The organism is Flavobacterium sp. WG21 (genome assembly GCF_000335775.1).
In the GTDB taxonomy this organism is placed as follows: domain Bacteria; phylum Bacteroidota; class Bacteroidia; order Flavobacteriales; family Flavobacteriaceae; genus Flavobacterium; species Flavobacterium tructae.
The window spans coordinates 81302-105823 of sequence record NZ_AMYW01000003.1 but is presented as its reverse complement, the minus strand read 5'-3'; the positions used below and the strand labels follow the sequence as shown (position 1 = coordinate 105823).

Here is a 24522-nt window from a genome sequence, read left to right as displayed (position 1 = left end):
ATTTTTATTAAAGATATTAATTTTTAAAAGGATAAAATACACAACATAAAAAAACTCCGGATATATTACATACCCGGAGCTTCTCGCTTTATAACTAATATATTTAAAACTCTTAGATCACTGTGCCTTTTAGCGTAAGGACTTTTGGAGTGCTTTCGGCACTTGTGGTTACTGTAACTGTTTTAGTAAAACCACCTTTATTGGCAGCGTTATAAGTCGCAGTAACTTTTGCTGATTTACCAGGCAAAATAGGTTCTTTAGTATAATCTGTAGCTGTACAACCGCAAGACCCTACTACATTTGTAATCACTACAGCAGTTTTTCCGGTATTTTTAAATTCGTAAACAATTGCTTTTGGAGTTCCCTGAGGAATTTCTCCTACATCTATAGTTTCAGCTTTCCATACTACAGTTGAAGCCGCTGCTGCAGCAACTTTTGTTTCAGAATTTAATGACTTTAACGGTGCGATTGCCGAAAAAGACATTAAACCTAGTGCCAAAGCTAACATCGAAATTTTAATCATTTTCATAGCTAAATATTTTATTGGTTAATGATATTTCAAAAGTACTTCTGAACTGATCAAATCGCTGTTAACCGCTTTCAAATCTTTGTTAACGACTTGTTAATTGGCATTTTTCACTATAAATTTGATTAATATTACACTTTAAAAAACTGTTTTCTTGAAACTCAACAAACTCAATAGCATCATTTTATTAGGCTTAGTGGCTATTATCAGTATACTGGTAACACAGCTGCTTTGGACCAAAGAAGCTTTTACTATAGAACAAAAAAAACTCAGTCAAAAAGCACATCTCGCTTTGCTTGAAGTCGCTAAAAAACTGTACGAAGGAACCAATCATGAACTTCCGGCACAAAATCCTGTTCAAAAGATTGCCAACGATTATTATATCGTAAATATTGACAATGATTTTGAACCTGATATTCTGGAATTTTACCTTAAAAGTGAGTTCAAAAAAATGAACATTACGACTGATTTTGAATATGCGATGTACAATTGTCAAAGTGACGAAATGGTGTATGGAAATTATATTTCACTATCTGAAAAAAAGACAATCAAGCAACCCGTTTATTTTCCAAAACACAAGAACCTGGTTTATTATTTCGCCATACGTTTTCCAAATGAGACGACCTATTTGTTTAGTTCGATGCGATTCTGGTTTATACTTTCGATTGCTCTGATTCTTATTTTATTAATTTATGTGTACTCGATTTTCACTCTTTTACAACAAAAAAAATACTCCGAACTGCAGCGTGATTTCATCAACAATATGACGCATGAGTTTAAAACACCCTTATCTTCCATTCTGATTGCATCTAAATATTTGATCGAGCAAACACCTATTAAAGAAGACAAAAAACTCTATACTTACACTGACATCATTATCAACCAAAGCAACAAACTGAATGGTCATATTGAAAAGATTTTAAATGTGGCTAAATCAGATTATGCTCCACTGGAATTAAAGAAGGAGTCGGTTTTAGTTGTTCCGATTATTGAAGAAGTAATCCAAAACATACTTTTAAAATATCCGGAGGCCAATATCAAAATTGAGACCCTTTCCAAAGAGTACAAGATCGAAACGGACGTTTTTCATTTCTCGAATTTAGTTTATAATTTACTTGACAATGCGGTAAAATATTGTTCCGGAAAATGTCTTATTCTAATTGGAATAACGGCAGAAAATTCGGTTTTAAAACTAGCTTTCAAAGACAATGGAGTTGGAATTTCATCTAAAAACCTTTCCTTTATTTTTGATAAATTCTACCGTGCTCAAAACGAAAAAAGCAATGAGGTAACCGGTTTTGGACTAGGTTTGTATTATGTAAAAGAAATTTGCAACTTGCACAACTGGAAAATAAAAGCGGAGAACAATTCTGAAAAAGGCATCACTATAACTTTATCAATTCCATATAAAAAATGAAACAATTCAAAATACTTTATACTGAAGACGATGAAACCCTGGCATTCCTGACCAAAGACAATCTGGAACAGAACAACTATGAAGTGAATCATTGCCGTGACGGACAAATGGGTCTCGAAAACTTTAAAAAAGAGAATTTTGACATTTGTATTCTTGATATCATGATGCCTAAGATGGATGGCTTTGAACTGGCCTCTCAAATCAGAAAATGCAACAGCGACATTCCGATTATCTTTCTTTCCGCCAAAACATTAAAGGAAGACCGCATTAAAGGGTTGCGTTTGGGTGCCGACGATTATCTCGTAAAGCCTTTTAGCATTGAGGAATTGCTTTTAAAAATTGAAATTTTCCTGAAGCGTTCACAGAAAAACATTCTGATTGAAAAACCGGTTTATGAGATTGGCAAATATCAATTTGACACGAGTAACTTTGTTCTTTTCAACGAAAGCGAAAAAATCAGTCTTACGCAGCGTGAAGCCGAATTATTGAAATTATTCCTCGACAATAAAAACTCCGTTTTAAAAAGAGAACAAATTCTTACCTCTCTCTGGGGAACCGACGATTATTTTATGGGGCGCAGTCTGGACGTTTTTATTTCACGACTTCGTAAGATTCTAAGCAACGAAAAAGGCATTTCTATTGAGAACCTTCACGGAATTGGTTTTAGATTTACTATGTAATTTATAGGCTTAAATTCTTCCATTTTTTGTATTTTAGTACTTATTTCCTCCAATATGAAATTACATCATTTACGTAACGCCACTTTAGTTATAGAAACTGAAACCGATGTTATATTGGTTGATCCGATGTTGGGGAAAAAGAAAACGATTGCTCCTTTTACTATTTTCCGTTACAAACCCAAAAGAAACCCACTTATCGCTTTACCCAAAAACAGTAGAGATATTTTGAGTAAAGTAACCGTCTGCCTTATTACTCACTTACATCCTGACCATATCGATAAAGCGGGCGAGATTTTTTTAAGACGTAAAAGTATTCCGGTCATTTGCAGCAGCAAAGATCAAAGTGCTCTATCGAAAAGAGGTTTAAGCATCGTACAAACCTTAAACTATTGGGAACCTCAGGAATTCCTTGGAGGTAAAATAACAGGAATACCCGCCGTTCATGGCTATGGGGTTGTTGCCAAACTTATGGGAAACGTTATGGGCTTTCATATCGAATTACCCAATCAAAAATCTATTTATATCAGTTCTGATACTATTTTTACGGAACACGTACAAAAAGTCCTAATTGAGTTTAAACCCGACATTTCGGTTGTCGCCTGTGGAACTGCCAGATTAGATTTCGGTCAGCCCTTATTGATGCGAATGAACGATATTCTGAAATTTGCCGCACTTGCTCCCGGAAAAGTATTCGCCAATCATTTGGAAGCTTTAAATCACTGTCCGACAACAAGAACAGCATTAAAACAAGCACTTTTGGATAATAATCTTTTGGATAAAGTTTCGATTCCAAATGACGGTACCTGTGTAGAATATTAGTCCTTCATTTAGTACAAATAAAAACTACAAAACCAATAATCCGAACTCACGCAAAGTATTAACGGGCTTGGAATACCAGAACAGTTCGAAATCGTCTAAATTGGTCTCAAAATCATTCTTCACTTCCTGAAAAGTGTAATTTTTAGTATTTGAAATAGCCATTTTACTTAAAATTTGAACCAGCCATTCTCCTTCTTCTTTATTGGTTTGAATGTTGAAACTTTCTTTTTTATCATGAAAAGTAAAACTCATCATTTCCCAGCTTCTTCCTTTTTTAGATTTTGTGAAATGCTCCACAAATGGCTTTCCGCCTAACCACACAACTTTTGCATTCGGTTTTGTATTGAAATCATTTCCTTCTTCAAGGGCATTAAAAATAAAGTCGGGGTCTATTTTAGTCTTTGGAATTTTAAAATCAAACCAATCCTGCAATTCGTAATCAAAACAGATTCCATGCATAAAATTAAAAAGTGATTTCTTCAGTCCGAAACTAAATTTATCGTGATTGATTCCGGTAGAATCGGTATAATCAATATCATTATTAGCAAAAGTTCCTATAGCTTCCGTTGCTTTTGTGACACCAAATTTTTCCGGATACAATCCAACCGGACTGTGAGCTGTCATCGCAAACTGATGCCAAAATCCCGACTGCAAAATCCCTGCTTCGAATAGCTGACGCACCATTTCGAGACTATCCACCGTTTCCTGAATGGTCTGAGTTGGATAACCGTACATCAAATAAGCATGAACCATGATTCCGGCTTCGGTAAAATTTCGGGTTACTCTTGCAACCTGTTCTACTGTTACCCCTTTGTCAATTAGCTTTAATAATCGGTCTGAGGCCACTTCTAAACCTCCTGAAACGGCAATACAGCCCGAAGCTTTAAGCAATAAACACAAATCTTTCGAAAAACTTTTTTCAAATCGAATATTGGTCCACCACGTTACTGCTAATTTCCGACGCAAAATTTCTAAAGCCAAAGCACGCATCAATGCTGGCGGTGCTGCTTCATCTACAAAATGGAATCCATTCTGCCCCGTTTGCAGCATCATCTCTTCCATTCGATCGCACAATAAATTAGCCGCAACCGGCTCGTAAACTTTTATATAATCTAATGAGATATCACAAAAGGTACATTTTCCCCAATAGCAACCGTGCGCCATAGTAAGTTTGTTCCAGCGTCCGTCACTCCACATTCGGTGCATGGGATTCACAATTTCGATTACCGAAATGTACTTATCCAAAGGCAAATCCGAATAATCGGGAGTTCCAACCTGTGACTGTTTATAATCGTGTTTTAAGGAATTGTTTTTATAGACTACTTCTCCGTTTTCCAGCAGAAAAGTTCTTTTGTATCGCTTCTCTTCCCTCGACTCCGCTCGGGAAGACAAGCTTTCAATAAGTTCTTCAATTGGCACTTCGCCGTCATCGAGAGTGATAAAATCAAAAAACTCAAAAACACGTTGATCCGAAAGTGAGCGCAATTCGGTATTTGGGAAACCTCCGCCCATCGAAATTTTTATTTCAGGATAGTGCTGTTTTACCCACTGCGCACATCTGAAAGCACTATACAAATTCCCCGGAAAAGGAACCGATATCAGAAAAAATGTAGGCTGAACTGCTTCAATTTTTTCTTTTAAAATTGAAATTAAAATAGAATCGATATAGGTTAGTTCCTGCTGTAAAGCTTCGTACAATTCATCAAACGAATTGGCACTTCTCCCTAAACGTTCGGCATATCGGCTGAAGCCAAAGTTCTCATCGATACATTCCACAATAAAATCCGAAATATCCTCGAGATAAAGGGTGGCAAGATGCTTGGCTTTATCCTGCGTTCCCATGGTTCCGAAAGCCCAATCCAATTCTTCCAACTGTGCAAAACGGGAGGCCTCAGGCAGAAAATCTTCCTGACAGATTTGTAAGGCCAGAGTTGGATTTTTCCCTTGCAGAAACTGAATTACTGCATCAATTGTTTTGATGTATTCGTCCTGTAATGCAAAAATACGTTTGGAATTATCTGAAATGTCTTCCCTCGACTCCGCTTGAGAGGACAAATCTTTAAAAAGATTTTCAGAATAGAGAAACAGATCAATTAACCCCTTCTTCGAAAACAGTTCCAAAATCACATCAATACCCAAATCAGCCTGAACCGATTCGATATTTTTAGTATTCAGAAAACCTTTTATATAAGCTGTTGCCGGATACGGTGTATTCAGCTGTGTAAAAGGTGGCGTAATTACAAAAAGTTTTGTTTTCAAAAGGACATTATTTTTTTGCAAAAATACGGGATATTTAGAGACTTTTCAGGAAAAGATTTTTCTATCAACCATTTTGATTTTTCAATTTTGATGTGTTAATATTTATTTACATTTACAATCCGATTATCAAACTTAATTTTTTATACTAAATGCCCTTACTGATACAAAAGATTAACTTTAAATTCATTTTTTTATTATTATTTGTACTTTCTCAATTTAACGGAAGAAGTCAAGACTTTATTTGGGCTGCCAATACTTATCAAAAAACCTATGGCTATTCAGATATTCGATCAATAGTTACTGATAGTAAAGGAAATACTTATGCTACAGGTGGATTTGGAGGAACTGTTGACTTTGACTCTGGCCCTAATAATCTTTCCTTAACTGCTTTGCCAAGATCTCAAGATTATACAAATTCTTTTATTCTAAAATTAGATAAGGATAAAAAAGTACTATGGGTAAAACAGATACATTCCATTTGGGCTGATCGTGGAAAATCAATCATTTTAGATAAAGACGAAAATGTAATTATAACAGGTATTGCAACAGGATCACAAATAGATTTATATCCTGATTCTCCTGGACAACATATCATAAACAATATTACTAATTCTACAGGGTCTTTTATTCTGAAACTTGATCCTGAAGGAAACTTTATTTTTGGTAACTTTTACCTAGGTGCTTTTGCTGATGAGTCTACCTTAGATAATGAAAACAATATTATAACAACAGGTTCCGGTACTACAACAGTAGATTTTAATGCTGGAAGCGGAATCTATAACTTAAATTCCGCAGGCAGTATGTTTCTTTTAAAAAACGACTCAAATGGTAATTTTATCTGGGCAAAACGAATAGGATCTAGTATTCATGATTATCCTATATCATTAGTTTGTGATAGTCAAAACAATATTATCTTCAAAGGTAATTTCAACAATAACATTACATTTGCAAATACAAATTATACTACATCTACATATGGTTACAATTGTAATTTTATATGTAAATTAAAACCAGATGGCCAAGAATCTTGGTTTAGACAATTAGGAACAATAGGAGGAGCAATCAGTAATGAAGATAAATCTGTAAAAGTTGATCCTTTAAATAATATCTATTTTAGCAGTACTAGTTCAGGCTCATTTACGACCAATTTTGGCAATACTAGCCTATTTTTTAATTCTAATGTAACTGACAGTTTTCTTTTTAAACTAAATCAAAATGGTGAGTATTTGTGGCACAATTCAATATATGGAGAGGAAAGTCAAGAGGTAAAATCTATTACTTTTGATAATACAAATGGTATTTATTTAGTTGCTTCAATGAATGGAAAAACTTTTGTCAATGACGATTGTAATAAAATATATCCTATCAATAAGCCTTTTGGAAGTGACGGAGGAATGCTGCTTAAATTTAATACAGACGGAAAGTTTATTAATTTTAAAAACATTTTAACCACTGGCTTTAGTTTGCAATTCGACTTTCAAAACAATATCCTAATTGGAGGAAGTTTTAAAGACCAACCAGATTTTGATCCCAGTCCAGTAAGTTCTCATTTTTTACATACTTTTTATAGCGATGGATTCGTTTTAAAACTCGCTCCCTGCACTTCAAATATTCCGGAAGCAGACAAAGATCAATATTTTTGTGCATCTTTAAATCCAACAATAAATGACTTAAAACCATGTGCCAAATTTATAAACTGGTATGATTCCAAAACAGCTACAGTTCCTTTAGAAAGAAATCTATTACTTGAGAATGGAAAGACTTACTACGCTTCCTATTTAGAGAACTGTTCAGAAAATGAAAGACTATCAGTTACAATTCATTTAAATATTCCTACTCTTCCCATAATTACGAATTCTACTTTTTGTAAAAAAGATAATCCTAAACTTTCACAAATTTCAATTCTTGGGTCGAATTTAAAATGGTATAACAGTCTACTAGGAGGTGATTTGCTACCATCTACAACATTACTAAAAAGCAATACTACTTATTATGTTTCTCAGCAAGAAAGCACAAGTAAATGTGAAAGTCAACGAGTTGCCGTAACACCAATTCTAAATGGTGATATAATAATTCCAAACTCACCACAAACTTTCTGTATCCAGCAAAATGCAACCTTAGCCAGTATTCAAATTGCCGGAAACAACATCAAATGGTATGACGCCCAGACAGCCGGAACACTTTTATCAAATACAACTTTACTTCAAAATGGGCTAACCTATTATGCAACTCAAACGATTAACGGTTGTGAAAGCGAAAGAATTCCTGTTACTGTTAACATTCAAAATACGGCAGCTCCAACAGGGGATGCAAATCAGCCTTTTTGTACAGGTCAGAATCCAACGATTGCTAATATTCAAACAAATGGAAATGCCGTAAAATGGTACGATTCGTTACATAATGGCTCTTTGTTAGTTGAAACAACAAATTTAACTGACGGAAAAACCTACTATGCCTCTCAGACTATCAACGGCTGCGAAAGCCCGCGATTTGGAGTTACAGTTTCAATCGTAAGTACGCCTTCTGCACCAACAGGAAATGCCAATCCACAATTTTGTAAAAGCGAGAATGCCACTCTAAAAGAAATTCAAATTATCGGGCAAAATATAAAATGGTACGACACGAGTTTCTCAGCTGGCGCTTTACCCAATACAACTTTATTGGAAAATAAGACCTATTATGCATCACAAACTATTGGATGTGAGAGTGACAGAACTCCAATTTTAGTTCAGGTTAATGACACTGCTTTACCCACGGGGAATAGCAATCAACAATTCTGTATCGATGAAAATGCTACCATTGCCAATCTTGCTATCTCCGGTTCAGCTATTAAATGGTATGATGCAGCAACGAATGGAAGTATTCTACCAGGAACTTCCCTATTACAAAATCGCATTTATTATGCTTCACAAACACTAAACAATTGTGAAAGCGAAAAACTTGCCATCACCGTAAAAATACAGGATACTCAAAAACCAATAGCTGATTCCCGACAAACGTTCTGTTTCCAGCAGAATGCTTCCATAAAAGACATTAATATTGTTGGACAAAATATAAAATGGTTTGAAAATAACGTTTCTACTGTAACGTTATTAGAATCAACTCCGCTTAAAAATGGCATGACCTACTACGCCTCTCAAACCATTGCGAATTGTGAAAGCGACCGAATTTCAGTTGTTATAAATATTCTTGAAGCAACGAATCAAAACTGTATCCACTTAGTTGAAGAACTTCCTTTTCCTAACTTTTTTACTCCAAATAATGATGGCTATAATGATACCTGGACAATAGATTTTGGATATCTGGCACCTAATACAGTGATTCAAATATTTGACCGTTACGGAAAATTCATTAAAGAACTAACTAAGGATACCTATTGGGACGGAACGTACCTCGGTAAAAATGAACCTACTTCAGATTATTGGTTTACAGCTACTCGTTCCAACGGTAAGGAATACCGAGGTCATTTTACTTTGAAACGATAAATAGAAAAGCCCTTCAGTGAAAGGGCTTTTCTATGTTATAATTATTTTACCTGCGGCAAAATCCAACTAGAAATTGCGTCTAACGCAATTGGAGAAAATGTTTGTTCTATTTTCTCATATTCATTTGGCGAACCGGTTTTACATTCCTGAAACAAATGATTCATATCAGGCAAAATTTTAGCAGTCACTTTTTTATTCCCTGATTTCAGTAGAGTCTTTTTTATAACTTCTAAATTTACTTCGGCCGGAACCTGTACATCTTTACCTCCGTTAAGTGCTAAAACAGGACATTTTACTTTTTCTAAAATAGAAGCCGGATCGATCTTTATAAAATTATAAAACCAAATATTATTGATGAAATCAGCACAGTATTTTGCCATAGCATCATTTTTGGAACCTGGAAATTTAAATTTGAAATAACTCGTAATTTTATTTTTAAAAGTATCGTCAAAAACAGAAGAAGCCAATAAAATATCATAAGCACCTCTAAAAATCTCCTGACCTTTTTGAATTTCGTCTTCAGGCATTCCGCTTTGTTGCTCAATTAATTCTTTTTGCAGCAAGAGTAACTTGTCCCCTTTAAGTCCGGGACCGGCTAATAAAACAATAAAATCAATATCTCTTGAATTTCCCGCAACGATCGGAGCTATTATTCCGCCTTCACTATGCCCTATCAAGCCTATTTTACTTTTATTAATTTCTTTTCTTGTTTTTAAATACTCTACTCCTGCCTGAACATCTTCTGCAAAATCAAATGTTGTTGCACTCGAAAAATCTCCCGTAGATTCACCAACGCCTCGATCGTCAAAACGCAAAACAGCAATTCCTTTTTGAGTCAAATAATCCGATAATACTAAGAATGTTTTATGCCCTAAGCCTTCTACATCTCTATTTTGAGGCCCACTACCTGTAATTAGAATTACCGCCGGAAAGTTTCCTTCCTTTTTAGGCAGAGATAATGTTCCTGCAAGAGTTACATGGGCTACCTTGTTTTCAAATTTCACATCTTCGGTATAATACGGATATGGTTTTACAGGCTCCTGAGGTTTCGCAGACACTTCTTTCTGAGTTATTTCTTTTGATAAGTTGATGTCAACTGATTTTCCTGCTTGTGTAAGCTTTCCCACAACAACATTATTACTGTTTAAAATTCCTTCATAAGAACCTCTTATAGCAGCAATTTCTAATTTCAAAACAGCATTCTCAAAAGAGGTTTTTGTAACAGGAATTCCTTTTGCTCCCTGATCCGGGCTATCCATTGTCGAAATATATCCAGTTTCTGTTTTAGCAATATGAAAAACAACCCGAAGTTGAGTACCTTGTATTTTTAAAAGTCCGTTCCATTGCCCTGAAATTTCTTGTCCGTTCATTACATAAGAAGCTAAAGCTACTATTAAAGTGAGTATTGTTTTTATCATTTTTATTGAAATAAATAAGATTGCTTTGTTGATGATCAGGAATTACAACTTCCCTTGTTTTTTCTCCAATTGTTTGAATTTGATAAAAGAATATGCTACCGGCACGAATGCTAAAACGATCCCGATTGTGACAAAGGCCTTTGAGAAAACAAAACCTGAAAAAATCAATCCTCCTAAAATGATGATAATCCCGCCCACAAACCAAAGTTTACCTGCAAATGCATGTGTAGCCTTCCAAACTTCCTGATTCTCGAGGGTCCATGGTGTGCGAATTCCAATAAAATAATTGGGCTGAATTACTTTGAAATAGTTTCCCAAAACCATAATTAAAATTCCCGCTAAAACATAAATCAAATTTGGGTTTGAAACAGACTGATTTTTTGTCACATATAAAAGAAATAACGCCAGTAAAGACATAAACAGAACCATGAAAAACTTCAACTGATAAAACTTTTTTCCCATTAAAGAAAGTCTTTTTTTAGGATCAAGTAGTGCAGCTGAAGACATTATTGCATAAGTCAGAACCGGTAACAGAAAAACCAATACAATCAAAAAAGCTTTACTTCCCCAATCGTCAATTTGACCGTTCATGTTCCAGTGAATCGGAACTCTTTCAGGAAGACTGTTCCAGATAAATGCTAAGTATACATACGGAATCATAACAATTCCAATAATTGGAAGCTCTTTTTTCAATTCTAAATTCATTTTTTATTTTTTAAAAGTTAATATCCATTGCAAAACATCTTCCATAATGGTGGTATTGATGGAGTAGATGATAAATTGCCCGGTTTTTTCAGAAGTAATCAAATCGGCACGTTTTAAAATATCTAGATGATGCGAAATACTGGGTTTTGATATATTAAAAGCATCTGCAATTTCTCCGGCAGACATATCCTTATTCTTTAAAAGCTCCAGAATTTCTCTTCGCGTTGCATCGTTAAGGGCTTTAAAAATGTCATTCATCATTTATATATTTAGACAAATATCTAAATACTTTTCTAATTAGCAAAAAAAAGAGACTATAATTTTAAATCATAGCCTCTTTAGAGCGTTTTATATTTTAATTAGATCTTAAAACTGATGTACTTTCTTAGAAATCACCAAAAAGGAAATCAACGAAATTAAAGCGGCACCAGTCAGATAAAAACCTACATAACTTAAACCGTAAGTACTGGCCAGCCAAATAGCGATCATTGGCGCAAATGCCGCACCAAGGATTCCGGCCAAATTAAACGTTAAGGAAGCTCCGGAATAACGAACATTTGTTGGAAACAATTCCGACAGGAAAGTTCCTAAAGGTCCATAAGTGAATCCCATCAGAGCCATTCCGGTACAGGCAAATGTGGTAATTAGAATGATATTTCCTTTGCTTAAAAAAGAAGAAAACAAAAAACCGAAAAGTGCAATAGCTATGGTAGCAATAATTAGCATTTTACGTCGTCCGATCTTATCGGCAACTACTGCCGAAACCGGAATAAAAAGGGCAAAAAACAAAACAGAGAACAACTGAACCAATAATGCATCTCTTTTGGTAATCCCTAAATCGGAAGTGATCCAGCTTAAAGTAAAAACGGTCATCAGATAAAAAACCAAAAAGGTGGTAACAGCCGCCAATGTTCCAAAAATCAATTGATTTCGATACGATTTAATCAAAGTTAAAAAGGGAACTTTAACTTCTTCCTTTTCTTTTTTAGCGTTCTCAAATGAGGGAGTTTCGGTAATTTTTGTTCGGATATAAAATCCCACAACAACCAAAAGCGAGCTTGCTATAAATGGAATTCTCCAGCCATAATCCATAAAATTTTCATTGGTCATCGTGTCTGTCAGAATTAAAAAAGTTCCTCCCGAAAGCAGCAATCCAATAGGAGCACCCAATTGAGGAAACATTCCGTACCAGGCACGTTTATCCGGAGGTGCATTTTCGATTGCCAATAAAACAGCACCACCCCATTCGCCTCCTAAACCTACACCTTGTCCAAATCGACACAGCATTAACAATAAAGGAGCAGCAACACCAATACTGGCATAACCGGGCAAAAATCCGATCGTAACCGTCGAAATACCCATCGTTAATAATGCTGCCACCAAAGTAAATTTACGCCCGATTTTATCTCCATAATGTCCAAAAAAAGCGGAACCTAATGGACGTGATAAAAAAGCAATCGAAAAGGTAGCTAAAGATTCCAGGGTTGCCATAGTCGGGTCTGAACCAGGGAAAAATAGTTGCGGAAAAACCAATACGGCAGCATTGGCATAAATATAGAAATCAAAAAATTCAATGGTGGTACCAATCAAGGAACCAAAGAGAACATGTTTTAAGGAGTTCTTCTGTTTCGGGTTATTTTTCATTCGGCTTTACTATTGTTTTCTTTTAACTATTATTGCAAAAAATAAATCAGCTTCTTCTGCACAACAAATATTTGTTTGCAAAAATAGAATTTCATTATTAATAACACATATATCCAAACAATACTTTTAAATTACTCTCAAAATTTTAACAAAAATAGCAAATCAATCCTTCTAATCATTCACAAAACATTTCTTACAATTAAAAAAGAGGCAATAAAACCAATATACTGATTTACAACCACTTAATTCAAAGCGTAAAAATCAAATCTTAAGCATTCGTTAAAAAAGGATTTAAGTACATATTTTGATTAAATTTACAGCTATCAAAAATAAACCTAAAACTATGCCTACCGACTGTATCAGCTACCAAAACTCAGGATATTTCTCTAAATTGATACAAGATTATTTAGATCAAAAACCCGAATTACAATCACTGTACAATCACTTTCCTACGCTTGAAAACTTTGAGAAACAAATCCTTGACAAGCAGGCTAATTTCGACCATGCAAACCGTATTCCTCTTGTTGAGACGCTAAAAAAGCAATATCAAAACATTCAAGTTTCAAATTCAACAAAAGAGAATATTGAGCTTTTAGCACTCCCAAATACTTTTACGATCACAACCGGACACCAGCTAAACCTGTTTAGCGGTCCTTTGTATTTTTTATACAAAATCATTTCGACCATTAATCTCACTAGGGAACTGAAATCAAAATATCCTGCTCATAATTTTGTTCCTGTTTATTGGATGGCAACTGAAGATCATGATTTTGAAGAGATTAACTATTTTAATTTTAAAGGAAAAAAGTTCCGCTGGAACAAAGAAAGCACCGGTCCGGTTGGAAGACTTTCGACAGAAGGTTTAGAAGATTTTTTTGAAATCTACTCCAAAGATTTGGGTTCAAGTACAAATGCCAACTTCTTAAAAAGACTCTTTGAAGAAGCCTATCTTAAGCATGAAAATCTTGCCGATGCCACACGTTTTCTGGCAAACCGCTTGTTCGAATCGTACGGTTTAGTGATTTTAGACGCAGATTCAGCAGATTTAAAACGCGCTTTCATTCCGTATGTTAAGGAAGAACTGGAACAGCAAACGGCTTTCAAAGCGGTTCAGGAAACAATCTCAAAATTTAATGATTACACCATCCAGGTAAATCCTCGTGAGATCAATCTGTTTTACATTGAAGACCAACTGCGTGAGCGAATTATATTAGAAAAAGACCGATACGTTGTCAACCATACTAAAATATCATTTTCGAAAGAAGAAATTTTCAATCTACTCGAAAGCAATCCCGAAAAATTCAGTCCGAATGTAATCATGCGTCCGTTATATCAGGAAATTATTCTTCCAAATTTATGCTACATTGGTGGCGGAGGAGAAATTGCTTACTGGCTCGAATTAAAATCTTTTTTTGATGCTGTGAACATTACTTTCCCCATGTTACTGGTTCGTAATTCAGTACTTTTAAGCACCGAAAAACAAGCTAAAAAAGCAGATAAACTTGGACTTCACTGGAAAGATTTATTTACTAAACCCACAGATTTAGTAAATGCCATTACACATAAATTATCTGGTTTTCCGATTGATTTAACTCCACAAAGAGAAATGCTGGTCAAACAATTTGAGTATCTTTACGAATTAGCACAGCAAACTGACAAATCCTTCACAGGAGCTGTAAAAGCTCAGGAAGTAAAGCAAAAGAAAGGCTTAGACAATCTCGAGAAAAGATTATTGAAAGCACAAAAACGAAAACTGGATTCGGAAATACAACGTGTTGTTGATTTACAATGTGAATTGTTTCCCAATCAGAGTTTACAGGAGCGTCAAACCAATTTTTCTGAATTTTATCTGGAAAAAGGAGACGAATTGATTCCTCTTTTAATACAAAATTTAAAACCTTTAGCAACGAATTTTAATATTATCACGATATAAAAATAAAAAAGTAATAGTCGTCAGAATAAATAACCGCCTCTTCTGAAATTATTGCCTCTCAAACCAAATAGTAACCTTTAAAAAAAAATTAACCTATTTACCAAAATTATGACCAGAGAGCGCCTGATATCATTAGATGTCTTTAGAGGATTGACTATTTTATTAATGACTATTGTAAACAACCCGGGAGATTGGGGAAATGTCTACGCCCCGTTACTACACTCCGACTGGCATGGCTGTACGCCAACCGACTTAGTGTTTCCGTTTTTTATTTTCATTATGGGAGTTGCGGTACCCCTGGCAATGCCAACCAAAACCTGGGACAGCACTACCTTCAACAAAATTCTGGTTCGTTCGCTACGCATGCTCGGCCTTGGAATTTTCTTTAATTATTTTGGAAAAATACAGCTTTTCGGCCTTGAAGGAATTCCGCTTCTTATCGGTCGATTGATTATCACTGTGGCAGTTGGCTATGCTTTGATGGGCAATTTCAGTTCGAAAATCAAAAACATACTGGCATTTTCAATTTTGTTTGTTTATCTGTTTCTGGCTTACAGCGGGATCGAAGCTTACCACGATGTGCGATTACCGGGTGTTTTACAACGAATTGCGATTGTATATTTTGTTGTTTCTCTATTGTATTTAAAAACAACTCAAAAAACACAGATCATAACCGGTATTACTTTATTACTGGGCTATTGGGCCATAATGACTTTAATTCCCGTTCCCGGAATCGGAGCGCCTAATTTAGAAAAAGAAACCAACCTAGCTTCCTGGCTCGATGGTGTTTTACTTGAAGGACATATGTATCGCGGAACCATAACCTGGGATCCTGAAGGAGTTCTAAGCACCATTCCCTCAATCGTGAACGGAATCATTGGCTTATTGATTGGTCAGATTTTACAGCGTGAAATTACACAAAAGCAGAAAGCCGTTAAAATGATAGCTGCAGGTGTCGCATTAATCATTGGAGGATTAATCTGGAACGCCTTCTTCCCTATCAACAAATCGCTTTGGACCAGCAGTTATGTTTTATACACTACAGGACTGGCAACTGCTTGTTTAGCATTCCTATATTACATCATTGACATTGCAGCCTACAAAAAGGGTCTAAAATTGTTTTTAATCTGGGGAGTCAATCCGATGATTGTATTTTTCTTCTCTCAGATCATCCCTCAGGCTTTAGTGATGGTCCAGTTTAAGAACCCGCATCATCCGGAAGAGCAGATCAATCTTTTAAATTATTTGTACCAATTCGGTATTGCTCCTTTCTTTAACAATCCAATGGCAGCCTCATTAGCAGGAGCATTAACTTATGTTGGAATCTGGACTTTTATATTATGGATTTTCTACAAAAACAAACTGATTTTTAAAGTTTAAAAATAAGCTATATCCATTTCGATTACAAGAGACGCAAAACGCGTCTCTTTTTTTTCTTCCTCACTCCAAAACAAATTGACATCATCGCATAGCGCACTATTTTTCATTTTTCTTTACCAAAACATCATTTGTTAGAGTTTTAATTATGAATTTATTAAAATCAATTCATAAAAAAAGTATACTTTTGCACGAAATTAAAAATAAGCAATAAAATGGCAACAAATAGAACTTTTACAATGATTAAGCCGGATGCAGTTCAAAACGGACACATCGGAAATATCTTAGCAATGATTACTAATGGAGGTTTCAAAATCGTTTCATTAAAATTAACTCAACTTACTGTAGCTGATGCTCAAGCATTCTACGCAGTTCACGCAGAAAGACCTTTCTACGGAGAATTAGTTGAATTCATGTCTCGCGGACCAATTGTTGCTGCAATTTTAGAAAAAGACAATGCAGTAGAAGATTTCAGAACTTTAATTGGAGCTACAAATCCAGCTGAAGCTGCTGAAGGAACTATCCGTAAAGCATACGCTACTTCAATCGGAGAAAACGCAGTACACGGTTCTGACAGCGACGAAAATGCAGCTATCGAAGGTGCATTCCACTTCGCAGGAAGAGAGCAATTCTAATAATTTTAGACTTTCTTAGATTTTTAGATGTTAGACTTCTTAGATCTTAGAAAATGCATAAAAGAAAACCCGTTTCAAATGAAACGGGTTTTCTTTTATAACATTCTAGCCAAAATCTAACATCTAAAAATCTAAGCCAGTCTAATAAGTCTAACGAAGAACAACTTCTTTAACCACCTCACGACCTAACTCCTCGTTGATCATTTTTACAATCTTGCTTTTACCGTGGCTTAATTCTTCACGTAAAACTGCCGATCCCAGCTCGACATACAATGTACTTCCTTTCAGAACAACATTTTTGGTATACGTATTCACACCATTCCCCATCAACTGCCTCCAGGCCTCTTTTACATCAATCTGGTCCATTCCGGCACCTAACTTATTCACTTGGATAATCTGCTGCAAAACAGCTCCAATCGTGCTTTCACTATTTAGTCTTTTTGCCATCGTTTAATAAATTTACAGGTCCGGTTTTTTTATAATGATATTCTTTATTCTGATCGTTCTTTACTACAAAAGTCTCATCAGAAATTGAAATCAATTCTTCACTCCACTTTGCATAATCTGTTTTATAATCGAGGAAAACCTGATCTCCTTTAAATCGAACCGATACATCTTCAAAAGTATCTGTTGTTAAAAAAGTTCCATCCAACTGTGCCATCACCTTGGTACGTGTCCCCTTAGTTCCTTTAATATTAAAATAATCGAAATTTTCGTTCATTCCGTAATCTTTGTCCTCTCCTTTATCAAAAACTACTTTCTCAATTTCCCAATAACCATTCAGTTTTGCAATATCAGCAGGTTTAATTTCTTGTTTACAGCTTACTAACAAAAGCGATAAAACCAAAATCATAAAAGTGTTTTTCATACTATAATTTTTAAAATTCTATTCTACCCTTTTCTCCTTGAAAAATCCCCGTCCAAAAAAACAATTATCCGCTATGTACCTTCATTTTTACAGTAAATAGTACCAAAAAAAAATGTTTTCCAGCGGACTGAAATTTCTCTTTTCAAAAGAAAGATGAACCTACAAAGTTAACTTAAAAACCTCATAAGAAGCAAAAAATCACAAAACCATTTAAACTATTTTATATCTTTCTGGTCAAACCCCAAACCAAAAAATAAAAAAACATGACCAAAGCTATTTACACCATACTGATTGCTATCCTCTTAACAGGCTGCAGCAAAGATTCGTCTGAATCAGAACCAATTACAGTTCCCGCAGAAAACATGTATTTCCCTCCAATAACCGGAACAAACTGGGAAACAAAGTCAATCGCTGATCTTAAATGGAATCAGGCTGCTGTTCAGCCGCTTTTAGATTATCTGGAACTAAAACATTCCAAGTCGTTTATTATACTGGTCAACGGGCGAATTGTTTTAGAAAACTATTTTAACGGGCATTCGGCAACTACCAATTGGTATTGGGCCAGCGCCGGAAAAACGTTAACCTCTACTGTTACAGGAATTGCCCAACAAGAAAATTTGCTGAATATCAATAATAAAATTTCTCAATATTTAGGAGAAGGATGGACAAGTGAAACTTTACCCAAAGAAAATTTAATTACCTGTAAACATTTACTGACTATGACCTCCGGGCTGGATGACAGCACAGACGATGTCAATCCCGCTAATCTAGTCTATAAAGCCGACGCCGGAATAAGATGGGCCTATCATAATGTTTATGTAAAACTACAAGATGTTGTTGCAAAAGCAAGCGGACAAAGCTGGGAGAATTATTTCAACACCAAATTAAGAGATAAAATCGGGATGAATGGAAATTGGGTACAAATTGGCGTCAATAGTGTTTACACCAGCACCTCCAGAAGTATGGCCCGTTTTGGACTTTTAATGCTGAACAAAGGAAAATGGGAAAACAACACAATACTCAACGAAGCATATTTTAATGAAGCAACCACAACTTCTCAGAATATCAATTTAGGATACGGTTATTTATGGTGGCTGAACGGAAAAAGCTCTTATCACTTACCTCAATCACAACTTACTTTTCAGGGAAGTATAATCCCAAGCGGACCAACCGATATGTTTATGGCCTTAGGTAAAAATGACCAAAAAATATATGTCATACCCAGTAAAAAAATGGTAGTCATCAGAATGGGAGATGCTGCGGACAGTGTTAATCTGGCCTTATCTGATTTTGACAAAACGTTATGGGAGAAGATTAATGCTTTGTATCAGTAACAAAAAAGCTTTAAATAGAAATGCTTTCGAAAACATTACCACTTAAAGCTTACTATTTTTTTTGAAATAATATCTGCCTGATACTATTAACGATTAGTTCGCATTCTTTTAAAAACTCCTAAAAAGAATAAAACTATTCCGATTACCAGCAAAGCATAATAAACCGAAAGATTACTATCTTTCAACACATTTGCTAAAACAAAACATATCACACTGGCAAAATAAAAAGCTATCGCTGATATATTTTTTAAAGATTCGAAACCCATTATAAATTATTTAAAAAAACTATCTACAAATTCATACTTATTAAAGACCTGAAGATCTTCAATTCCTTCTCCAACACCAATGTATTTTACAGGAATCTGAAACTGATCTGAAATACCAATTACCACACCGCCTTTAGCTGTTCCGTCCAGTTTAGTTACAGCCAGAGAAGTCACTTCGGTGGCAGCCGTAAATTGTTTGGCCTGCTCGAAAGCATTTTGCCCTGTAGAACCGTCTAAAACTAAAAGTACATCATGCGGAGCATCTTCTACAACCTTTTGCATGACACGTTTTACTTTTGTAAGCTCATTCATCAAATTGATCTTATTGTGCAAACGTCCGGCTGTATCTATAATCACCACATCGGCATTTTGCGCTACGGCAGATTGCAGCGTGTCAAAAGCAACAGAAGCAGGATCACTACCCATATTTTGTCTCACAATTGGAACATCTACACGGTCTGCCCAAACCTGTAATTGATCAATAGCAGCAGCACGAAAAGTATCGGCAGCTCCTAAAACGACTTTATAACCGGATTTTTTAAACTGGTACGCTAATTTACCAATTGTAGTAGTCTTACCTACTCCATTAACTCCTACAACCATTAAAACGTATGGTTTTTTATTTTTTGGAATCTCAAATTCCGTTGCTTCGCCTGTATTGGTTTCAGACAATAAAGCACCTATTTCTTCACGAAGAATCTGATTCAGTTCGTCTGTTCCTAAATATTTATCTGCAGCAACACGTTTCTCGATTCTGGAGATTACTTTCAGCGTTGTATTTACTCCAACATCAGAAGCTACTAAAATCTCTTCCAGATCATCCAGAACATCATCGTCGACTTTAGATTTTCCCGCGACAGCTTTGCTTAACTTGGAGAAAAAACTAGTTTTTGATTTTTCAAGACCTTTGTCTAAAGTCTCTTTCTTATCAGTAGAGAATAATTTTTTAAAAAAACTCATTTTTTATAGGTTGTTAGTTTTTTAGATTATGGGATAATAAAACCCAAATAATCTTTAATCTTTAAAGAAACTTAAAATTAGTCATGTTTCTTTAAATTTTAGACAAATATAAAAAATAAAAAAGCTACTTCCGAATGAAAGTAGCTTTTCTATATACTGTGATTGTTATTATTTCTTTTTCAAGAACTCATCAACTTCTTCAGGAGCCATAATAGATTCTACGAATGTATATGCACCAGTTTTAGGAGATTTTACCATTTTGATGGCTTTTGATAATCTCTTAGAAGATGTTTGTAACGATGCTACGGTTTTCTTTGCCATGATTCAAATGTTATTTGAAATTTTTAATTTAAATAAAAATCTCTAATTAATTACTTAATTTCTTTATGAACAGTTACACGTTTCAAGATTGGATTAAATTTTTTAATCTCTAATCTGTCCGGAGTATTTTTCTTGTTCTTAGTTGTTATGTATCTTGAAGTACCTGCAACACCAGAAGTCTTGTGTTCAGTACATTCTAAAATCACCTGGATTCTATTACCTTTCTTTGCCATCTTGCTATATATTTATTTAGGAAAAGATTATTTGATAAATCCTTCTGACTGTGCTTTTTTCAAAACAGCAGTGATTCCATTTTTATTAATTGTTTTTATCGTAGATGCTGCTACTCTAAGAGTAATCCATCTATCTTCTTCTGGAAGATAAAAACGCTTTTTAACTAAGTTTACAGAAAACTTTCTCTTAGTTTTGTTCATAGCGTGAGAAACGTTATTTCCTACCATCGCTCTTTTACCTGTAAGGTCACAAACTCTTGACATTATACTTTACTTTTATCGTTATTCAAAATCAGGGTGCAAAGAAAAGAAAAATAAACCATTGTAGCAAAAAATTATTGCACAATTTTTAAAATTTCTTTCTTCAAAATTTCTAAACTCTTATTCACTGCTCTATCTATCACTTTTTCACGGGGTTGACCAAAGTTGAATTCTTCTACGATTATACCCTCCGGAGTTGCTAAAGCGATAAAAACAGCTCCAATTTCAGCTTCAGAGTCTCCTTTTGTCGGTCCGGCGTTCCCGGTTGTCGCAATTGCATAATCTGTTTTCAGCATCTCCTTCACATTCAAAGCCATAGCCGACGCAACCTCAGCACTTACCACCGAAAACTTATCAACCAAATCCTGCGAAACCCCAAGAACATTGACCTTCGCCTCTGTTGCATAGGAAACCACACTGCCTTTAAAATAAGCAGAAGCTCCCGGAATTGCCGACAAAATGGAAGCAATTCTTCCTCCGGTAAAACTTTCAGCAGTTGAGATCGTTTTATTTTGTTTGGTTAAAATTTTTCCCACTACTGTTTCAATAGTTTCGTTTTCCTCATAACCCACTATGATATCATGAATTATAGCATCTAAAGATTTTACATTTTCTTCAATTGCAGCTTCAAGCTCTTCTTTATTGATTCCTCTCGCCGACAAACGCAAACGCACTCGCCCTGGATTAGGCAGATAGGCCAACTTGATAAATTCCGGCAGATTATTCTCCCAGTCTTCGATACGTTCCGCAACTAAACTCTCGCCCTGACCATAAGTCAAAATTGTCTTATGAATGATATATGGACGTTTGTACTCGCGAATTATTTTAGGAATTATTTCTTCTTCGACTAAATACTTCATTTCATACGGGACTCCCGGAAGTGAAACAAAAACAGTATTTTCTTTCTTCATCCACATACCCGGAGCTGTACCTACTTTGTTGTGCAAAACGGTACATTTGGAAGGAACTAGAGCCTGATCTTTATTCAACTGTGAAATTGGGCGTTTGTAAAAACCTTCGATTAGCTCCGTCACGTGAGCCAAAACTTTAGCATCCATCACCAGCTCATCCTCAAAATACTCGCAAAATGTTTTTCTTGTGACGTCATCTTTTGTAGGCCCCAAACCACCGGTTACAATAACCAGATCAACTTTGTTTTGCAATTGGGCAAATGTGTCTAAAATATGTTTTTTATCGTCACTTATCGAAATCATTTCATGAACTTCGACACCAATGCGATCCAGTGATTTTGCAATAAAACCCGAATTAGTATCTACAATCTGACCTATTAAAATTTCATCTCCAATAGTAATAATGCTTGCTTTCATAGCTGTGAATTATTTTTACTTATCGTAAGTCCAATTATTATAATAAAGAATATTATTGCCGTGATTTTATACGAATGCCAGATACGGCTCGCTTTTGCAAAAAAAAAAAGAATCACATCAAAGATTTACACATCAAAGTCTTTTTTAATCTCTTTGATGGCTTCTTTTACCTGTAACTTAATACTCTTAAAAGTTTCAATAATTTCTTTTTTCTTGCCTTCGGCTTTGGTCCAGGCTTCTACCTGAAGAATTTCCTCAAAAGCAACATTCAACCCCATTAAGTCCAATGTAGGTTTTATTTTATGTGCATAAGAATAGGCATACTTATGATCCTTCTTTTTAATCCCTTCTTTGATTTGTTTTAAATCTTCAGGAACTTCAGTAACAAACAATTTAAGAATTTCATTTACAAATTCCGGATCATTGTCTGAAAGTGCATATACTTTCGAAAGGTTGTATTTTAAAGCCATTACTTTACTTGTATTCTGAATAATTTTTTATCTTCTAAAAAGCCTTCTAAAACGTCATTCGGCTTAACCGCAGCAACGCCTTCCGGTGTTCCTGTAAAAATAATATCTCCAATTTTTAATGTAAAAAACTGCGATACATACGAAACAAGCTCATCAATTTTCCAAAGCATGAAACTCGTATTTCCTTTTTGAACGGTTTCAGAATTTTTCGTCAGCTCAAATGTAAGATTTTCCATCGAAACAAAATCACTCTTTGGCAAAAACTCTCCGATAACCGCAGAGCCATCAAAAGCTTTTGCTTTTTCCCACGGCAATCCTTTTGCTTTTAATTTTTCCTGTAAATCTCTGGCTGTAAAGTCGATCCCAACACTAATTTCGTCATAGTACTTGTGTGCAAATTTAGGTTCGATGTATTTTCCAACCTTACTAATTTTAACAATTACTTCTAATTCGTGATGAATTTCTTCAGAAAATTCGGGGATTACAAACGGATGCTGTTTCAATAAAACTGCCGAATCCGGTTTCATAAAGACCACCGGTTCTGTGGGACGCTCGTTTTTTAGCTCTTCAATGTGATTGGTATAATTTCTACCGATACAGATGATTTTCATTTTTCTATAGATTCTAAGATTCTAAGCAACTCAGACTCTAAGAAACTATGCCAAAAACTTAGCACCTTAGAGCCTTAGGGACTCAGAGCCTTACTTCGTATTTAACTTTCTTAATTTAATAGCCGTAAGTACTTTTTTGGTATACAAAGGAAAATCGGCATTTTGAATCCAGCTGAAATAGCCAGGCTCACTTTCTAAGACCTTCTCCACTTTAGCACCTTTGTGTTTTCCGAAAGTAAAAATTTCTTCGTTGTCTTTATCAAAAGCAATCATTCCGGCAAAATCAGCGATTTTTTTACGGGTGGTAAATTCAGACAACGATTTCATATCGTTTTCCAATTCCGGATAACGGTCTAATTGTGCTTTTAGGATTTCGTAGGTCGCCATTGTATCAGCTTCTGCAGAATGCGCATTCTCCAGACTCTTTCCACAATAGAATTTCAATGCGGCACTTAAAGTACGCTCTTCCATTTTATGAAAAATTGTCTGTACATCTACCGAAACTTTGTTTTTCATATCAAAATCAACCCCGGCACGCAGCAATTCTTCTGCTAATAACGGAATATCAAACCGATCTGAATTAAAACCGCCCAAATCACTGTCTTTAATCATATTGTAAACCTGTGGTGCCAATTCTGCAAAAGTAGGTTCGTTTGCTACTTTTTCATCTGTGATACCATGAACAGCAGTTGTTTGTGGCGGAATTGGAATCGTAGGATTCACTAACCAGGTTTTACTTTCTTTATTTCCGTTTGGAAAAACTTTGAATATCGAAATTTCTACAATTCGATCTTTACCGATATCAATTCCGGTTGTTTCAAGATCAAAAAAGCAAATTGGTTTGTTGAGTTTGAGTTCCATTTTTAATTTTTATAAGATTACAAATGTAATTTTTAAAGCCGAAATTCCTCTTCTATTCTTGACTTTTTTAAACAAAAAGGGCCGTAATCCAGCGATTTTAACTTTTAAATG

The 24522-nt window shown here is 35.1% G+C and carries 24 protein-coding genes; 8 read left to right on the top strand and 16 right to left on the bottom strand.

Annotated elements, in window-relative coordinates:
- Positions 1 to 112: 112 nt before the first annotated feature.
- Complete coding sequence (locus tag C245_RS0103515) at positions 113 to 529, bottom strand: DUF1573 domain-containing protein (protein WP_017495198.1); 417 nt, start codon at positions 527 to 529, stop codon at positions 113 to 115.
- 151 nt (positions 530 to 680) lie between these two features.
- On the opposite strand from C245_RS0103515, the gene C245_RS0103510 reads away from it, so the two are divergent.
- The 3 genes from C245_RS0103510 to C245_RS0103500 are packed head-to-tail and all read left to right on the top strand — an operon-like array spanning position 681 to position 3442.
- Positions 681 to 1943: a sensor histidine kinase KdpD gene (locus C245_RS0103510; protein ID WP_017495197.1), complete on the top strand. Its 1263-nt coding sequence runs from the start codon at positions 681 to 683 to the stop codon at positions 1941 to 1943.
- Positions 1940 to 2623, top strand: a complete 684-nt coding sequence (locus C245_RS0103505) for a response regulator transcription factor (protein WP_017495196.1) — start codon at positions 1940 to 1942, stop codon at positions 2621 to 2623. Before C245_RS0103510 ends, C245_RS0103505 begins: the two co-directional genes overlap by 4 nt.
- Positions 2624 to 2677: 54 nt before the next feature.
- Positions 2678 to 3442 carry an MBL fold metallo-hydrolase gene (locus C245_RS0103500; protein ID WP_017495195.1) on the top strand — a complete coding sequence of 255 codons (765 nt, stop codon included), beginning with the start codon at positions 2678 to 2680 and terminating at the stop codon, positions 3440 to 3442.
- Positions 3443 to 3466: 24 nt separating this feature from the next.
- On the opposite strand, the gene C245_RS0103495 is transcribed toward C245_RS0103500, so the two are convergent.
- Positions 3467 to 5701, bottom strand: coding sequence for a radical SAM protein (locus tag C245_RS0103495; protein WP_017495194.1), 2235 nt, complete (start codon positions 5699 to 5701; stop codon positions 3467 to 3469).
- A 149-nt stretch (positions 5702 to 5850) separates the two neighbouring features.
- Between C245_RS0103495 and C245_RS0103490 the strand changes: the two genes are divergently transcribed.
- Positions 5851 to 9186 carry a T9SS type B sorting domain-containing protein gene (locus C245_RS0103490; protein ID WP_017495193.1) on the top strand — a complete coding sequence of 1112 codons (3336 nt, stop codon included), beginning with the start codon at positions 5851 to 5853 and terminating at the stop codon, positions 9184 to 9186.
- 41 nt (positions 9187 to 9227) lie between these two features.
- Here the strand turns inward: C245_RS0103490 and C245_RS0103485 are convergent, their stop codons facing one another.
- From C245_RS0103485 to C245_RS0103470, 4 genes are all read right to left on the bottom strand, one after another.
- Positions 9228 to 10604: a S9 family peptidase gene (locus C245_RS0103485; RefSeq protein WP_017495192.1), complete on the bottom strand. Its 1377-nt coding sequence runs from the start codon at positions 10602 to 10604 to the stop codon at positions 9228 to 9230.
- Positions 10605 to 10646: 42 nt separating this feature from the next.
- Entirely contained in the window at positions 10647 to 11309 is a 663-nt protein-coding gene (locus C245_RS0103480) for an SdpI family protein (protein ID WP_017495191.1), read from the bottom strand.
- 3 nt (positions 11310 to 11312) lie between these two features.
- Positions 11313 to 11567 carry an autorepressor SdpR family transcription factor gene (locus tag C245_RS0103475; protein ID WP_017495190.1) on the bottom strand — a complete coding sequence of 85 codons (255 nt, stop codon included), beginning with the start codon at positions 11565 to 11567 and terminating at the stop codon, positions 11313 to 11315.
- A gap of 108 nt (positions 11568 to 11675) precedes the next feature.
- The gene (locus tag C245_RS0103470) at positions 11676 to 12953 is read right to left on the bottom strand and encodes an MFS transporter (RefSeq protein ID WP_017495189.1); all 1278 of its coding nucleotides are present in this window, start codon (positions 12951 to 12953) and stop codon (positions 11676 to 11678) included.
- Positions 12954 to 13296: 343 nt separating this feature from the next.
- Here C245_RS0103470 and bshC point away from each other — a divergent pair, with 343 nt between their 5' ends.
- From bshC to C245_RS0103450, 3 genes are all read left to right on the top strand, one after another.
- The gene (bshC, locus tag C245_RS0103465) at positions 13297 to 14886 is read left to right on the top strand and encodes a bacillithiol biosynthesis cysteine-adding enzyme BshC (RefSeq protein ID WP_017495188.1); all 1590 of its coding nucleotides are present in this window, start codon (positions 13297 to 13299) and stop codon (positions 14884 to 14886) included.
- 108 nt (positions 14887 to 14994) lie between these two features.
- Complete coding sequence (locus C245_RS0103460; protein WP_026109845.1) at positions 14995 to 16266, top strand: acyltransferase family protein; 1272 nt, start codon at positions 14995 to 14997, stop codon at positions 16264 to 16266.
- Positions 16267 to 16478: 212 nt separating this feature from the next.
- On the top strand, positions 16479 to 16898 hold the full coding sequence (locus C245_RS0103450; RefSeq protein WP_017495185.1) for a nucleoside-diphosphate kinase: 420 nt from the start codon (positions 16479 to 16481) through the stop codon (positions 16896 to 16898).
- Between the two features lie 150 nt (positions 16899 to 17048).
- On the opposite strand, the gene C245_RS0103445 is transcribed toward C245_RS0103450, so the two are convergent.
- Positions 17049 to 17345, bottom strand: coding sequence for a DUF721 domain-containing protein (locus tag C245_RS0103445; protein ID WP_017495184.1), 297 nt, complete (start codon positions 17343 to 17345; stop codon positions 17049 to 17051).
- Complete coding sequence (locus C245_RS0103440) at positions 17326 to 17766, bottom strand: hypothetical protein (protein WP_017495183.1); 441 nt, start codon at positions 17764 to 17766, stop codon at positions 17326 to 17328. Before C245_RS0103440 ends, C245_RS0103445 begins: the two co-directional genes overlap by 20 nt.
- Positions 17767 to 18029: 263 nt before the next feature.
- On the opposite strand from C245_RS0103440, the gene C245_RS0103435 reads away from it, so the two are divergent.
- Positions 18030 to 19100: a serine hydrolase gene (locus C245_RS0103435; protein WP_017495182.1), complete on the top strand. Its 1071-nt coding sequence runs from the start codon at positions 18030 to 18032 to the stop codon at positions 19098 to 19100.
- A 272-nt stretch (positions 19101 to 19372) separates the two neighbouring features.
- Here C245_RS0103435 and ftsY read toward each other — a convergent pair whose 3' ends face one another.
- The 8 genes from ftsY to C245_RS0103390 all read right to left on the bottom strand — a co-directional run bounded on the left by ftsY (position 19373) and on the right by C245_RS0103390 (position 24411).
- Positions 19373 to 20326, bottom strand: a complete 954-nt coding sequence (gene ftsY, locus C245_RS0103425) for a signal recognition particle-docking protein FtsY (protein WP_017495180.1) — start codon at positions 20324 to 20326, stop codon at positions 19373 to 19375.
- A gap of 168 nt (positions 20327 to 20494) precedes the next feature.
- Complete coding sequence (locus C245_RS23885) at positions 20495 to 20647, bottom strand: DUF4295 domain-containing protein (protein WP_008468081.1); 153 nt, start codon at positions 20645 to 20647, stop codon at positions 20495 to 20497.
- A 50-nt stretch (positions 20648 to 20697) separates the two neighbouring features.
- Positions 20698 to 20880: a 50S ribosomal protein L33 gene (rpmG, locus tag C245_RS0103415; protein WP_017495179.1), complete on the bottom strand. Its 183-nt coding sequence runs from the start codon at positions 20878 to 20880 to the stop codon at positions 20698 to 20700.
- 27 nt (positions 20881 to 20907) lie between these two features.
- On the bottom strand, positions 20908 to 21144 hold the full coding sequence (gene rpmB, locus C245_RS0103410) for a 50S ribosomal protein L28 (RefSeq protein ID WP_008468080.1): 237 nt from the start codon (positions 21142 to 21144) through the stop codon (positions 20908 to 20910).
- Between the two features lie 71 nt (positions 21145 to 21215).
- Positions 21216 to 22469, bottom strand: coding sequence for a CinA family nicotinamide mononucleotide deamidase-related protein (locus C245_RS0103405; protein ID WP_017495178.1), 1254 nt, complete (start codon positions 22467 to 22469; stop codon positions 21216 to 21218).
- Between the two features lie 125 nt (positions 22470 to 22594).
- A complete protein-coding gene (locus C245_RS0103400) occupies positions 22595 to 22939 on the bottom strand; it encodes an Hpt domain-containing protein (RefSeq protein WP_017495177.1) in 345 nt (114 codons plus the stop codon).
- The gene (locus C245_RS0103395) at positions 22939 to 23550 is read right to left on the bottom strand and encodes a fumarylacetoacetate hydrolase family protein (RefSeq protein ID WP_017495176.1); all 612 of its coding nucleotides are present in this window, start codon (positions 23548 to 23550) and stop codon (positions 22939 to 22941) included. Before C245_RS0103395 ends, C245_RS0103400 begins: the two co-directional genes overlap by 1 nt.
- 90 nt (positions 23551 to 23640) lie before the next feature.
- The gene (locus C245_RS0103390; protein ID WP_017495175.1) at positions 23641 to 24411 is read right to left on the bottom strand and encodes a 3'-5' exonuclease; all 771 of its coding nucleotides are present in this window, start codon (positions 24409 to 24411) and stop codon (positions 23641 to 23643) included.
- Positions 24412 to 24522 lie beyond the last annotated feature (111 nt).